13 protein-coding genes and 2 tRNA genes are annotated in these 13,350 nt (G+C 64.6%); 12 read left to right on the forward strand and 3 right to left on the reverse strand.

All coding sequences use genetic code 11. The features are described from left to right. Positions 1 to 84 precede the first annotated feature (84 nt). The 9 genes from BPSG_RS03570 to BPSG_RS03610 all read left to right on the forward strand — a co-directional run bounded on the left by BPSG_RS03570 (position 85) and on the right by BPSG_RS03610 (position 7,065). Positions 85 to 687, forward strand: a complete 603-nt coding sequence (locus BPSG_RS03570) for a ComEA family DNA-binding protein (protein ID WP_051591945.1) — start codon at positions 85 to 87, stop codon at positions 685 to 687. Position 688: 1 nt separating this feature from the next. Next, positions 689 to 2,383: a ComEC/Rec2 family competence protein gene (locus BPSG_RS08285; protein WP_051591944.1), complete on the forward strand. Its 1,695-nt coding sequence runs from the start codon at positions 689 to 691 to the stop codon at positions 2,381 to 2,383. Between the two features lie 42 nt (positions 2,384 to 2,425). Continuing rightward, positions 2,426 to 3,394 (forward strand): DNA polymerase III subunit delta, encoded by a 969-nt coding sequence (gene holA / locus BPSG_RS03580; protein ID WP_026643259.1) that lies wholly within the window; start codon positions 2,426 to 2,428, stop codon positions 3,392 to 3,394. Between the two features lie 9 nt (positions 3,395 to 3,403). Continuing rightward, positions 3,404 to 4,009: a tRNA (adenosine(37)-N6)-threonylcarbamoyltransferase complex ATPase subunit type 1 TsaE gene (gene tsaE, locus BPSG_RS03585; RefSeq protein WP_051591943.1), complete on the forward strand. Its 606-nt coding sequence runs from the start codon at positions 3,404 to 3,406 to the stop codon at positions 4,007 to 4,009. 58 nt (positions 4,010 to 4,067) lie between these two features. After that, complete coding sequence (gene tsaB / locus BPSG_RS03590; RefSeq protein ID WP_026643258.1) at positions 4,068 to 4,883, forward strand: tRNA (adenosine(37)-N6)-threonylcarbamoyltransferase complex dimerization subunit type 1 TsaB; 816 nt, start codon at positions 4,068 to 4,070, stop codon at positions 4,881 to 4,883. After that, positions 4,880 to 5,380: a ribosomal protein S18-alanine N-acetyltransferase gene (gene rimI, locus BPSG_RS03595; protein ID WP_022857450.1), complete on the forward strand. Its 501-nt coding sequence runs from the start codon at positions 4,880 to 4,882 to the stop codon at positions 5,378 to 5,380. Before tsaB ends, rimI begins: the two co-directional genes overlap by 4 nt. Before the next feature lie 18 nt (positions 5,381 to 5,398). Next, positions 5,399 to 6,442, forward strand: a complete 1,044-nt coding sequence (gene tsaD, locus BPSG_RS03600; protein ID WP_026643257.1) for a tRNA (adenosine(37)-N6)-threonylcarbamoyltransferase complex transferase subunit TsaD — start codon at positions 5,399 to 5,401, stop codon at positions 6,440 to 6,442. Positions 6,443 to 6,529: 87 nt separating this feature from the next. After that, positions 6,530 to 6,605 (forward strand) — tRNA-Asn (locus tag BPSG_RS03605). A 384-nt stretch (positions 6,606 to 6,989) separates the two neighbouring features. After that, a tRNA-Asn gene (locus BPSG_RS03610) sits at positions 6,990 to 7,065 on the forward strand. A 42-nt stretch (positions 7,066 to 7,107) separates the two neighbouring features. On the opposite strand, the gene BPSG_RS03615 is transcribed toward BPSG_RS03610, so the two are convergent. Continuing rightward, complete coding sequence (locus BPSG_RS03615; protein WP_026643011.1) at positions 7,108 to 7,902, reverse strand: nucleotidyltransferase domain-containing protein; 795 nt, start codon at positions 7,900 to 7,902, stop codon at positions 7,108 to 7,110. 215 nt (positions 7,903 to 8,117) lie between these two features. Between BPSG_RS03615 and BPSG_RS03620 the strand changes: the two genes are divergently transcribed. Together BPSG_RS03620 and BPSG_RS03625 are read left to right on the forward strand one after the other, a co-directional pair. Beyond that, the gene (locus tag BPSG_RS03620) at positions 8,118 to 8,495 is read left to right on the forward strand and encodes a hypothetical protein (RefSeq protein WP_026643013.1); all 378 of its coding nucleotides are present in this window, start codon (positions 8,118 to 8,120) and stop codon (positions 8,493 to 8,495) included. A 128-nt stretch (positions 8,496 to 8,623) separates the two neighbouring features. Further along, a complete protein-coding gene (locus BPSG_RS03625; protein WP_129903225.1) occupies positions 8,624 to 9,217 on the forward strand; it encodes a M23 family metallopeptidase in 594 nt (197 codons plus the stop codon). A 3-nt stretch (positions 9,218 to 9,220) separates the two neighbouring features. Here the strand turns inward: BPSG_RS03625 and BPSG_RS03630 are convergent, their stop codons facing one another. Together BPSG_RS03630 and BPSG_RS03635 are read right to left on the reverse strand one after the other, a co-directional pair. Beyond that, positions 9,221 to 10,672 (reverse strand): substrate-binding domain-containing protein, encoded by a 1,452-nt coding sequence (locus tag BPSG_RS03630; RefSeq protein WP_129867666.1) that lies wholly within the window; start codon positions 10,670 to 10,672, stop codon positions 9,221 to 9,223. 175 nt (positions 10,673 to 10,847) lie between these two features. After that, positions 10,848 to 12,068: an NADP-dependent isocitrate dehydrogenase gene (locus BPSG_RS03635; RefSeq protein ID WP_022857456.1), complete on the reverse strand. Its 1,221-nt coding sequence runs from the start codon at positions 12,066 to 12,068 to the stop codon at positions 10,848 to 10,850. 147 nt (positions 12,069 to 12,215) lie between these two features. Here BPSG_RS03635 and BPSG_RS03640 point away from each other — a divergent pair, with 147 nt between their 5' ends. Beyond that, positions 12,216 to 13,337: a GuaB3 family IMP dehydrogenase-related protein gene (locus BPSG_RS03640; RefSeq protein ID WP_026643017.1), complete on the forward strand. Its 1,122-nt coding sequence runs from the start codon at positions 12,216 to 12,218 to the stop codon at positions 13,335 to 13,337. Positions 13,338 to 13,350: the final 13 nt, after the last annotated feature.

Below are 13,350 nucleotides of genomic sequence, written 5' to 3' on the forward strand. Positions count from 1 at the left end.
CCGGCGTGGATGGACGTGCCCTTGCCGCCACGGCCGAGCGGCTGTGCACAGCCGCATGGTCGGCCGCACGGGGATGGCGGCGCCATGCCGCCGCAGGACAGTCCGCCGCCCACCGCGCCATCGCCTGATGAGGACACCCAGCAGACGGCCGCCGCGTGCACATTGCGCGCATTGGCCGCCGTGCGCCCCCAAGAGGCGGCCGAACAGGAGGCGGAACGTGACCGGCCGCGGGTGAGTGTCGAACCAGTGCATGCGCTCATCATCATCGGCGTGCTCGTCATCGCCCTCGCCACCTCATTGACACTGCTCATCCAACAGTCGATGAACCTCGCCCACGAGCAGACCGGCACCCCGGCGGCCAGCGCGGCAACGGGCGCACCTGCCGCCCAGGCGCCGCAATCCGCCCCAGCCGCGTCCGAACCCGCTAGAGCCTCGCCGGACGCCCCGGCTGAATCCACCGTGGCCGAGTCCACCACGACCGCACCCACGTTCACGCCGGTCGACCTCAACACCGCCAGCCTGGCGCAGCTCGAAAGCATCAAAGGCATCGGCCCGGTCACCGCCGCCAACATCATCGCATACCGCGCCAGCGCAGGCCGGTTCACGAGCGTCGACGAATTGCTCAACGTACAGGGCATCGGCGCGAAAACCCTCGAGAAGATCCGGCCCTACGTGGGGGTGCGGTAAGATGCGCGCACCATGGACGGACCGGGAACACGGCGGCCGTGACATGCGTCTGCTGCCGGCGGCCGCAGGCATGTGGACGGCCGCGCTCGCCGCCGCACCGCTCATGCAGCCCCACAACACGCGCACCCTGATCACGGTGGCGGCCGTCCTCGTGTGCTCGGTGGGTGGCATGGCGCTCGCGGCATGGATGGCGCATGTGACCCGCAACCATGCCGCCTTCGCACGCCGCGCCGCGACCGTCCTGATGCTCGCACTCGCAGGCCTGCTGCTCGGCGCCATGGCCGCTGTGACCCACACGGCCATGCGCGCCGCCGACCCGGTGTATGCGGCGAGCGCACAGGGAGTGGCCCTGGGCATCTACCGTGTGCGCACCACCGCACCCGCCCTGCGCGCCAATGACCGCGAGGCCGATTGTGCCGTCGACGTGACGGTCGAACAAGCGGTGTTGGACGGCGTGCAACAGTCCGCGCACGCATCAGCGACACTGCAGGCGAGCGGGCGCGTGTGCGCCATGATCGAACAAGGCGCGCGCTACACCGTGCGTGGCGCCGCACGGCGCGCCGCCTGGGACACGACCCGCATCATCCTCACCGCGCACACGGCCACCTTACATGGGGCGGCGCCCCCATGGTGGCATGGCGTCGAAACACTCCGCGCACGTTTCTTCGCCGTCACCGCCCGCTTGGACGACCAGGGCCGTGTGCTCGTGCCTGGCGTCACCCTCGGCCTGCTCGGACAGGACATCCCCACCGGCGCCAGCGTCGACGAGACCTACACACGCCAACTGGAAGAGCGTTGCAAGCAAGCGGGCATCATGCACGTCATGGCCGTGTCGGGCGGCCACTACGCGCTCATCGCACGCCTGTGCACCATCATCGGCGCCTTGGCGCGCCTGCCGCGTGGGGTGCTCGCCATGCTACGCCTCGCCACCGCCGGAATATTGACAATGCTGCTCGTGCCCGGGCAGTCGGTCACGCGCGCACTGGCCATGAGCGTGTTCGCCGTCGGCTATGCACTGTGCAAACGCCCGTGCCAGACGATGCACGCGCTGTGCTGGACCACCATGTTCGCGTTGTTGACCGACCCCACGCGCGCCGCGAACTTCGGCTTCGCCCTGTCATGCTCCGCTGTGTGCGGCATTGCCATGATGATGCCACGCATCCAGGCATGGTGTGCACGGTGGATGCCACGTGGCGCCGCGCAGGCGCTCGCAATGACGGTGAGCGCGCAGGTGTTCACCCTGCCGGTACAGATCCTCATCAGCCCGCAGGTGCCCCTCTGGTCCATCCCGGCGAACCTCATGGTGGCGCCGTTCACCGATCTGGCCACCATCACCGGTCTGCTCGCCTGCCTCTGCGCCACAGTGTGCCCGCCAGTCGCCCCCATGTTCGCCACGGTCGCCTCATGGTGCACACGTCCAATCGCTGTGGCGGCCGGCCTGTTCGGCACGGCGGACGATGGATGCATCCCGTGGGCGCAAGGGGCCCCGGGTATGCTGCTCATGCTCGGCGCGCTCACCGTCGGCACTGCCCTGCTCATCGCACTGCACCACCTGCACGCCATCATCCTCCTGGTCCGCCGCCGGGGCCGGCGCGGGAGGCTGCACGCCATGCATCCAGTGGACGCTGCACGCCGGTGGTGGCGGCAGACGGCCACCATGCTCATGGACATACCATGGAGCCACAGCAAGGAGTGAACACGCATGCGGATTGTCCAACGATACGGCGACATTGAACATATGGCAGCACACCACACACCCCGCTGCGTCATCATCCGCGGCGGCGACGAATACCTCAACCGCCTCGCCGCACGGCGCCACGCCCGTCAATGGCTTGACGCCCACGCGGACAGCGAATTGATCGAACTGGAAGCCAAAGACAGCAACCGATACGATTTCGAGGAAGCCACAAGCCCCTCGCTGCTCAGCCCCAGCGCCGCCGTCATCGTCAACCACGCCGAAGACTGCGACGAACCACTCGCGCAAGCCATCACCGACCATTGCCGCAACCCCCACGGCGAAGCCGACGGCTCCCTCGTCATCGTCAGCCACAACGGGTCAGCCAAAGGCAAACGGCTGATCGACAGCCTCACCCGCCTGCACGCTGTCCTCGAGGACATCCCCAAACTTGACAAACCACAGGCACGCCTCAACTTCACCCTCCAAGGCTTCGAACAACGCGGCCGCACCGTGGAACCACAAGCAGCCCAACAGCTCGCCAGCGTGCTCGGCGAACGCCCGGGCGAACTCGCCGCCATGATCGAACAGCTCTGCTTCGACTTCGACACCAACCCCATCACCCTGAGCCAAGTCAACCAATACCTGATATCCGACCCTCAGGTCACCGGATTCGCCATGGCCGACCAGGCGCTCGCCGGCCATGGCGCCCAAGCCGTCATCATGATGCGCTCCGCCATCAGCCAAGGCACCGAACCCATCGCGCTCATCGGCGCGCTCGCGATGAAACTGCGCTCCATGGCCAAAGCCTCGGCCGTACGCGCCGGAACCATCACACAAGCCGAATCGAACATGGCGCCATGGATGCTGCGCAACGCGTCCAAACAGCTGCCCGGATGGACATCCGCGGGCATGGCGCAATGCTTCAGCCAGCTCGCATGGGCGGACGAACAATGCAAAACCAACGGTTCGGACCCCATCTACGCACTCGAACACGTCATCGAACTCATCAGCCGCAAAGGCATCGCATAAGGACACCGCATGCACACCACCATCACCGCTGCAACCGCCACCGACATGCGCGCATTGGGCGCCCATCTCGCCAACCACATGCACGGGGGAGAAGTCATCCTCCTGTCGGGGCCATTGGGCGCCGGCAAAACCACCTTCGCCCAGGGATTCGGCGCCGGGCTGGGCATTGACGAGCCAATCGTCTCGCCCACCTTCACCATCGCCCGCGAACTCGACGGCCACTTCGCCGATGGCACGCCCGCACACCTGATCCATGTGGACGCCTACCGGCTCGGCGGCACCGACTACGCGCCCGGGCAAGACAGCGTGAACCGCCTCCTCGACGAACTCGAAAGCCTCGGCCTCGATGAGGAACTCGAAGAACCCGGCACCCATACCGTCATCCTCATGGAATGGGGCGAGCAAATGGCCGCGGCGCTCGCCGACGAACGACTCGAAGTGCATATCGACCGGCCCTTCCGCGCAACGGCGCCAGATGCTACGGCGGCGGACATCGCCGTGGAACCCACAAGCGCGGGCGAACGCATCGTCACGCTCACGCCCATCGGCCCCTACTGGGACCGGTTCATGCACGATCTTCCCGACATGCCAGTCACGGGGGAGCGGCAGGCGTAACGCCCCACCCGCCACCAGCAACCAACCACACCAGTTACACAACCGCAGGGAACCCACCATGCACACACTCGTCATCGACACCGCATACGGATCCACGGTCGGCATCGTCGGCCACGAACCCATCCAGGAACAGAACTCACGCACCCACGTCGAACGCCTCCAAGTGGACATCGCCGCCGCCTGCGCGCAAGCCGGCATCACCCCGCAGGATCTGGACCGCATCGTCGTCGGCACCGGTCCGGCGCCCTTCACCGGCCTGCGCGCCGGAATCGTCACCGCACGGGCCATCGCCTTCGCCACCGGAGCCGAGCTGCTCGGCCAAGACGACCTCGAACCCTGCGCCGCGGCCATGGACGCCGCACGCCGCCACAACCCCCGAATCACCACGCTGTTGCCAGCGCAGGCCATGGCAGCCATCGACGCGACCGCCACATGCACACCCCTCACCCTCGCCGTCAACGACGCGCGCCGCAAACAGCTCTACTTCGCGCTCTACAGCCACACCAGCGGCGCACCAACCACAGTGATTCCCATGGACATCGACTACCCCGAGCACATCGCCATACGCGTCAACCACGCCATACGAGACCTCCAACAGCACCACCCTGGCACCCAATACACCATCGACATCATGGGCCACGGCGCCCACACCTACACGCAACACTGGGCCGCCCTGCACAACCCCGGCGCCATCCTCGACCTCACCGCGCTCGACCTCGGCGCCACCGGGCTCGCTCTCTTCGCTCACCTCGCCGAGAACCGCACCACCGCGCAACCCGTCGAGCCCCTCTACCTGCGCCGCCCAGACGTCAGCGTACCCAACCCACTCAAACACGTCCTCAACCACGCGCCAGCCACCAAGGACGCCGCATGATCGTCGACCTCGCCACCCTCGACCAAGACCAGGCCATCACGCAGATCAGCCAACTCGAATCCCAACTCTTCGGCCCCAGCGCATGGAGCCCCAACGCCATCCGTCAGGAACTCAACGCGCCGGCACGCGCCTACTGGGCCGACATCGACCCCGCAACCACCACCGGCATTCCCGCCATACGCGGATACGCCGGCACTTGGTTCGACGGCTACGACACCCAGATCATGACCATAGGGGTGGCGCCACAACACCAACACCACGGCATCGGCCAGGCACTCCTCCGACAGATCATCGACCAGGCCAACGCCGACCACGCCGAACGCATCCTCCTTGAAGTGCGCGTCGACAACACGCCGGCACTCGCCCTCTACGCCAACAACGGATTCACGCGCCTCGGCCTGCGCAAACGCTACTACCAGCCCGAAGGCATAGACGCGTACACCATGAGCCTCGACCTCAACCCCCGTACCATCGGATTCCAACCCACCCACGCCTGACCACCACACGGAGCCACCATGAGCCAACCAACCATCCTCGGCATCGAATCAACATGCGACGAAACTGCAGCCGCCGTCGTCACCGGACACACCCTGCGATCCAACGTCGTCGCCTCATCCATGGACGAACACGCACGCTACGGCGGCGTCATCCCCGAAATCGCCTCACGCGCCCACGCCCAGGCCTTCACCCCGGTCGTAAGCAAAGCACTCTCCGACGCCGGTCTCGACCTGGCCGACATCGACGCCATTGCGGTCTCCGCCGGACCAGGGCTGGCCGGATGCCTCGCCGTCGGCGTCTCCGGCGCCAAGGCGCTCGCATGGGCGGCCGGCAAACCCATCTACGGCGTCAACCACGTCATCGGTCATGTGGCTGTCACACAGTTGCAGTTCGGTGCGCTACCCGCCAACACGATGGCGCTCATCGTCTCCGGCGGCCATACGTCATTGCTGCATGCCGATGACATCGCACGGCATATCGACGTGGTGGGCACCACGCTCGACGACGCCGCGGGCGAATGCTTCGACAAGGTGGCACGACTGCTTGGTTTCCCCTATCCGGGCGGCCCGCACATCGATGAGCACGCGCGCCGGGGCGACCCCCATGCGATCCGTGTGCCGCAGGGGCTGACCCAAGGCAACGCCGGCAAACGCCACCCTTACGATTTCAGTTTCTCAGGCGTCAAGACAGCCGTGGCGCGGTGGATCGAACAACGTCAAGCCGCGGGTGAAGCGGTGCCGGTCGACGACGTGTGCGCCTCGCTCGCCGCATCGGTGGCCGATGTGCTCGCCACGAAGGCGATGCGGGGGTGTGAACAGTACGGTTCGGACACGCTCATCGTCGGCGGCGGGTTCTCCGCGAACTCGCAATTGCGTGTGGCGCTGCTCGAGCAAGGGGAACGGCACGGTGTGGATGTGCGCTTGCCCGAGCGCGCGCTGTGCACCGACAACGGCGCCATGGTCGCCATGCTCGGTGTGAACCTTGTGGAAGCCGGTGTGCACCCGTCACCGTTGGATTTCCCGATTGATTCGGCGATGCCCCTTACCCGAATCTCCATGTAAGACGCGGTGGGACACGCCGAGTTGCATTCATTGGATTTGCGTGTATACTATTTTTCTTGTGCGCTGAAGTGATTCGGCGTGCAGTATTCCTGCGTAGCTCAGTTGGCAGAGCATCCGACTGTTAATCGGACGGTCACTGGTTCAAGCCCAGTCGCAGGAGCCACCAAGCCGCCTCCGGGCGGCTTTTTTGCATATCGCGATATGAGTGAACATGCGTGGGTTGTGCGGATATTCGAAGGAATTGTATGGGTTTGCGATTCCGCGGCCGCCCGTGGATGCGCAGGCGGTAGAGTGGGATCCATCGACCGGACCTGTGGAGCATCGGCTGGTATGACAGCGATCGGCAGGCACAGCCAGCCCTGAGGGAGTGTAGTGGAGGAGCCTCATCCACCCTAATGGGGACGGGTCGTCAAGGTCGACAGGAAGAGAGGAGCGGTCGGCGTGTCGCAACGCGCATGGAGCCCGTTGCGACACGCCGATTTGCTTTGTATGCATGAAGCATGTATATTGTCTTTTCGTTGCGCTGAAGTGATTCGGCGTGCAGTATTCCTGCGTAGCTCAGTTGGCAGAGCATCCGACTGTTAATCGGACGGTCACTGGTTCAAGCCCAGTCGCAGGAGCCACCAAGCCGCCTTCGGGCGGCTTTTTTGTATGCCTGTCCAGCTTTACGAGGCTGCCTGTTCCACGCAACGGGACAGATTGCGCGCCAGCTGTGCGATGGTGCTGTCGAGCTTCGCGGTGTCGGTGAACATCGATGCGAACAGTGTGTCGAAACTGGAACGGAAATCCTCCGGCAACACGCGGCAATCGCGTTCGGCGATGCCCAGCTGCCGCTTTTCGCCCGGATGCGTCATGCCATTGATCGCGAACAGCACGTCGAAATACGAAGCGAGGAATGCGGCCACGCGGTGATTGACGCTCACCAGGTCGCCACGGGAGGCGGCTTTATGGATCTGCGCGTCGTATGCCGGCAGTGCGCCGTGGAGCAAGGGCATGTTGGCGTGGATGATTGCGTCGCGCAGCGCGTCCGGGTACGGCACATCGAAGCGCCGTTGGAGGGCCTCGAGGCGGCTGTGGCGGTCGAACACCACCTTGCAAGTGCGTAGATTGTGCCACATGCACGTTGTATAGCCCAGTGAGGCCTCGTGCCCTTCGACCACGCGGCGCACGTCGGCCGCGAACCCATCCAGGTCGCGGTGCAGCAGGTCCAGATCCACACCGTCGCGGAACGTGCAGTTGTCTTCGTGCTCCCAGTAGTGGTTGCCGATCTCCATGACCGTGCAATAGCGGGCGAGCAATGCCCTGCGCGCCTCTTCGTCAATCGGTGCGGTGCAGTAGAGATACACGTCGTAGTCGGAACGGGCGTCGTGTAGGCCCGATGCCCGTGATCCGCCGAGTGCGATCGCCTCGACTTGTGGCAGTTCCTGAAGCTGGGCGAACAGTTGGTGTGCGAGGTCCATGGTGGCTCCTTTTCGTTGTGCCAGATGCGGGTTGCGCCTCCATGTGCGCACCGCAAGCTCCAACATATCAATACTTTCCGAAAGAAAGAAAATGAGGCCGCAAAGTGGACAATCAATCTTGCGTATGATGGCCGAAGAACAATCATGCGATATGGCGTGCGCCGGCAGTGTCGTCGTCCCGCCACGTGTGCGGCCTATGTGGGAAAGAGGTGCGTATGAGTGCCAACGGCATCGACAGGAAGGCGCTTGAGCAGCTCCATGCCGAATCCATGGAAGAACAGGTCTCCTATTACCGGCGCCCGTTCATGGTGCTGTGGGCTGCGGTGCAGGAAGCATCGGTGGAACTCGAAGAGGACTACGGCATGTCGGCCGAAGTCGCGCAGGTATGGGTCGCCGAACAGCTGCGGCAAGTGGCCGATTCGCTCGTCGACCGCCTCGCGGAGAAAGCCGTTGCGCACGGGGTCAGCAAATCCAACGTGGCGCGCGCCGCAGGAGCCGACCCCACAAACGCACTGCGCCGCTTCCCGCGCCTCACCAGTGACGCGCCACACGAACGGCTCCTCATCGACGATGTACTAGACGCCTTGGAATAACACGCACACCGAATCCGACACGCCGATGACAGACCGTCCGACCACATCACCCCTTCCGCATTGGCACACGGATGCGTGACGGTGCATACTGTGCCCATCCACGGCATCGGCACAGAAAGGACGAGACCATGACACCGAAATCAAGAGAAGAGCACATCGCGCGCATCCGCAGAAGGCGGAGGCTGATCCGCGCGGGAATCGCGCACCGCGAAGGAATGATGCGCCGTGCCGCAGCATTCGCGCTCTGCAGTGCGCTGATGGCGGCCTATCCGTGGGGGAAGGCCGCCATCAGCGCACAGGCGGGCGAATCGTGTACAGCCGGCATGGTGATGCCGGTGCAAGGCAGTGAGATTATCGCGCGATTCGACGGGCCGTACCAAGCGTGGATGGCCGGGCACCGCGGCATCGACATCCGCGCACAGAAAGGGGATGAGCTCGTCGCGCCCGCCACCGGCATCATCAGCCACGCAGGCACCGTCGCCGGCAAATCGACGGTGAGCATCCGCGTACGGTCATTTACACTCACATTCGAACCGGCGCAGACTGCACTACCAGTCGGCACGCCGGTGCTGCGCGGCAAACCGTTCGCCAAAGTCGCCGGCGGCAGCGACCACTGCGACGACGCATGCGTGCATTGGGGCATCAAGCTGGGCAAAGGAGCCTATGAAGACCCCGAGCGGTGGCTCACCCCGCAATCGATCCGGCTTGTACCCGTGGCGTAAGAATCACAGTCCGGCTTCGGCGAGCGTGATGTACCCCGGGTCGATGAGCTCGGTCTTCATATTGCCCGCGCTCACCGAGAGCAACGGCAGGCTCATCGTCGGCACGTTCTGGCCATAGAGGTCCTGCACACTGACGAAGTCCAGACCGTCAAGGGAATCACCTTGGGCGAAGGCCGCACAGATCCGCGCAAGGTCGGCGGCGCTCGCGACACGGTCGACGAGGCCGGTCGCCCATTGCTTGCCGTTCACGATGTTGGGCATGGCACTGATATACGCGCCGAAGCCGGTGACGATGGGCCAGCGGTTCTGCGCCTTCTGGTTCTCCTGACGCACCCCCTCGGGTGTGCTGAGCGAGGGGGCGCGCTTGGGGTCGGGCACGCGGTTTTTCTGCAGGTCCTGCCTGCCCGCGATGTTGCCGACGATGTCGCCGATGGTGATCGACGGGTTGACATCGGCGGCGGACCCGGTGTACTTGAGTGCGGTGAGGCCCTTGACCACGCCGTTGGCCACATAATCATTCATCGCGATCACACCGTCGATGCGCACATGCCCTTGGCCATTGGCCGGCCGGCCCAGCCGTTGCCGGAACTCCGTCTCGATGCTGTCGGCATCGGTGGCCTTGATGGTCACGTCACGCCAATCCTGCACCGTCGTGGATGCGGTCGTCCTCATCGACGGGCTGAGCACCACGCCCGAGCGGAAATACGACCCAATGACCTCCCATACCCCACTGAACGCCTCGCGTGCGAATGCCTCGTCGAGCTGCGGATAGTCGGAGTCCGCGTCATAAGGCAGCAGGATCTCGATGTACTTGGGGTTGTACCGGCTTGCGCTGTCCAACTGCAGTTTGCTGACGAGTTGGCGCGCCTGCAGGCGCCCTATCTCGCGGGCCGAGCACAGGCTCACAAAGGCGTCCGGGGTGAACCCTGGCAGGGGGGTGGCAATCACCACAACGTGCATGCCTGCCTTCTGCGCCAATCCGAGCGCGCGCGTCATGCGGCTGAGGGATTCATCCAACGATTCATCAGTGGCGTTTTCTTCGGCGAGTGATTGTGTGACGTAGTCGCCGTAGCGTTTCACCGTGTCGGTCATCGGTGCGGCCGGGGCGACAACGAGCGTCGTGGACTGCGCTTCGGGGTCGGCGCTTGAGCCGTCCGTGGAGCCGTCGAGCGCATCGACGACATAATCCTGAATGCGGTGGCTTTGCCGTTCCAAGTCGGAATCGGCGTGGGTCTGCATATGGTCCGCCTCGAACCCGCGGTCCTCAAGCGAATCCTTGGTGGCGTCGGCGAAGTCATGCCAGGAATTGAGCGGCACATCCTGCGAGACGGTGAATCCGTCGTTCGGCAGGAACAGCGCCACCGACCCCGTGAGCCTTGTCTCTCCGGCCACGGTTGTGGTGCTCGTGGGGGCGGGGCTGGCTCCCGACCCGCAGGCGGCGAGCGGCAACGCCATGCATAGGCATGCCGTTGCCGCCAAGAGTCGTCGTGCCGTTGAGCTGCTGTGGATACCCACCATACAACCGCCTTGTCAAGTCGAACGTGTGCATGTGCACCGCCGATTGTACCCGACATATGGCATAGGGCCCGCCTCCTTTCATGGTCGGCGGGCCCTATGGGTCGGGATTGCGTCAGCGTTCCTGCAGCGCGCGGCGCAGGTTCGTGTCGAGCGCGTCCATGAATCCCTCCGTATCGAGCCACTCGTGGTCGGGGGCGATGAGCATCGCGAGGTCCTTGGTCATCTGGCCGCCCTCCACGGTCGAGATGATGGTCTGCTCAAGGGTTTCGGCGAAGTCGGCCACCGCTGGGGTGCCGTCGAGCTTCGCACGGTGCTTGAGGCCGCCGGTCCACGCGTAGATCGAGGCGATCGGGTTCGTCGAGGTCTTTTCGCCCTTCTGCCAACGGCGATAATGGCGCGTCACCGTGCCGTGTGCGGCCTCGGCCTCGACCGTCTGGCCGTCCGGCGTCATCAGCACAGAGGTCATCAGGCCGAGCGATCCGAAGCCTTGGGCCACGGTGTCGGACTGCACATCGCCGTCGTAGTTCTTGCATGCCCACACATAACCGCCGTGCCACTTGAGCGAGCTGGCCACCATGTCGTCGATCAGGCGGTGCTCGTACGTCAGGCCCTCCTGCTCGAAACGCGTCTTGTATTCGGTGTCGAACACCTCGGCGAAGATGTCCTTGAACTCGCCGTCGTATGCCTTGAGGATCGTGTTCTTCGTGGACAGGTACACGGGGTAGCCGCGCATGAGGCCGTAGTTGAAGCATGCGCGCGCGAATCCACGGATCGACTCATCGAGGTTGTACTGCACTTGTGCCACGCCGCTGCCGGGGTAGTTGAACACGAGGTGCTCGATCGGCGCCGAGCCATCCTCGGGCGTGAACGTGACGGTGAGCGAACCGGGGCCCGGCACCTTGAAATCGGTCGCCTTGTACTGGTCGCCAAAGGCGTGGCGGGCCACCACGATCGGTTTGGTCCATCCCGGCACCAGGCGTGGGATGTTCGAAATCACGATCGGTTCGCGGAAGATCGTGCCGCCCAGGATGTTGCGGATGGTGCCGTTGGGGGATTTCCACATCTTCTTGAGGCCGAACTCCTCGACGCGCGCTTCGTCCGGGGTGATCGTGGCGCATTTGACGCCCACATGCTCGCGCTTGATGGCCTCAGCCGCGTCGATCGTCACTTGGTCGTCGGTGGCGTCGCGGTTTTCGATGCCCAGATCGTAATAGTCAAGATTCACGTCCAGATACGGCAGGATCAGTCGGTCCTTGATGTCTTTCCAGATGACGCGGGTCATCTCGTCGCCGTCGAGTTCGACGATGGTTCCTTCGACCTTGATTTTGGCCATGGGCTGCTTTCCTCCATGAGTGCTGATGCGTCCAACAGATTCCCCATATGCATAACGCATCCATGTTTCCGGTCGTGCACAATGTCCAAAAACACGTGGTGCACCGTGGCCCGCGCCGTGTCACGGCGGGGCATTAGCCTTGGAGCCATGTCTCAGGAAATTGAAATCGGCCTCGGAAAAAAAGGCCGCATCGCATACGGGCTCGACGACATCTCGATTGTGCCGTCGCGCCGTACGCGCGACCCACAGGATGTGTCGACCGCGTGGCAGGTGGACGCCTACGAATTCGACATCCCGGTGATCGGCGCACCGATGGATTCGGTCACCAGCCCGAGCACGGCGATTGCGATGGGCAAGCTCGGCACGCTCGGCGTGCTCGACCTTGAGGGCTTGTGGACCCGTTACGACGACCCCGAGCCGATTCTGACCAAAATCGCCGAACTGCCGATCGACGAGGCCACCGCGTACATGCAGCAGGCATATGCCGAGCCGATCAAACCGGAGCTCATCGCAGCGCGCCTGCACGAGATCCGCGACGCCGGCGTCACCGTCGCCGGCTCGCTTTCGCCGCAGCGCACCCAGCAGTACTATTCGACCGTGCTCAACGCGGGCGTGGATTTGTTCGTGATCCGCGGCACGTCCGTCTCCGCCGAACACGTCTCCACCGACCATGAGCCGCTCAATCTGAAGAAATTCATCTACGACCTCGACGTGCCCGTCATCGTCGGCGGCGCCGCCAACTACACCGCCGCGCTGCACCTCATGCGCGCCGGCGCGGCGGGCGTGCTCGTGGGCTTCGGCGGAGCGGCCGTCTCCGCCAATCGCAACACGATCGGCGTGCACGTGCCGCTCGCCACCGCCATCTCCGACGTGGCCGAAGCGCGCCGTGACTACATGGACGAATCCGGGGGACGCTACGTGCAGGTCATCGCCGACGGCGGCATGGGCGATTCCGGCAGTTTCGTGACGGCGTTGGCCATGGGCGCCGACGCCGCGATGCTCGGCGCCCCGCTCGCCCGCGCCACAGAGGCGCCAGGGCACGGCACCCACTGGGGCGCCGAAGCGCGCCATGCAAGCCTGCCGCGCGGCATGCGCACGACCGTGGGCACTGTCGGCACACTCGAGGAAATCCTCTATGGGCCGAGCCATCTGGCCGACGGCAAGACGAATTTCATCGGTGCGCTGCGCCGCGCCATGGCGTCGACGGGATATGTCGACGTGAAGAACTTCCAGCGTTGTGATGTGGTGGTGACGCCGACCGGGCAGTGACCGGGTCTTCCTG

Origin of the sequence: Bifidobacterium pseudolongum subsp. globosum (assembly GCF_000741295.1) — a bacterium.
Classification (GTDB): domain Bacteria; phylum Actinomycetota; class Actinomycetes; order Actinomycetales; family Bifidobacteriaceae; genus Bifidobacterium; species Bifidobacterium globosum.

Bases quoted from the DNA above. Each gene is read 5' to 3' on its own strand.
- BPSG_RS03570 (WP_051591945.1), top strand. From the start codon at position 85: ATGCCGCCGCAGGACAGTCCGCCGCCCACCGCGCCATCGCCTGATGAG.
- BPSG_RS08285 (WP_051591944.1), top strand. From the start codon at position 689: ATGCGCGCACCATGGACGGACCGGGAACACGGCGGCCGTGACATGCGT.
- holA (WP_026643259.1), top strand. From the start codon at position 2,426: ATGGCAGCACACCACACACCCCGCTGCGTCATCATCCGCGGCGGCGAC.
- tsaE (WP_051591943.1), top strand. From the start codon at position 3,404: ATGCACACCACCATCACCGCTGCAACCGCCACCGACATGCGCGCATTG.
- tsaB (WP_026643258.1), top strand. From the start codon at position 4,068: ATGCACACACTCGTCATCGACACCGCATACGGATCCACGGTCGGCATC.
- rimI (WP_022857450.1), top strand. From the start codon at position 4,880: ATGATCGTCGACCTCGCCACCCTCGACCAAGACCAGGCCATCACGCAG.
- tsaD (WP_026643257.1), top strand. From the start codon at position 5,399: ATGAGCCAACCAACCATCCTCGGCATCGAATCAACATGCGACGAAACT.
- BPSG_RS03615 (WP_026643011.1), bottom strand. From the start codon at position 7,902: ATGGACCTCGCACACCAACTGTTCGCCCAGCTTCAGGAACTGCCACAA.
- BPSG_RS03620 (WP_026643013.1), top strand. From the start codon at position 8,118: ATGAGTGCCAACGGCATCGACAGGAAGGCGCTTGAGCAGCTCCATGCC.
- BPSG_RS03625 (WP_129903225.1), top strand. From the start codon at position 8,624: ATGACACCGAAATCAAGAGAAGAGCACATCGCGCGCATCCGCAGAAGG.
- BPSG_RS03630 (WP_129867666.1), bottom strand. From the start codon at position 10,672: ATGGCGTTGCCGCTCGCCGCCTGCGGGTCGGGAGCCAGCCCCGCCCCC.
- BPSG_RS03635 (WP_022857456.1), bottom strand. From the start codon at position 12,068: ATGGCCAAAATCAAGGTCGAAGGAACCATCGTCGAACTCGACGGCGAC.
- BPSG_RS03640 (WP_026643017.1), top strand. From the start codon at position 12,216: ATGTCTCAGGAAATTGAAATCGGCCTCGGAAAAAAAGGCCGCATCGCA.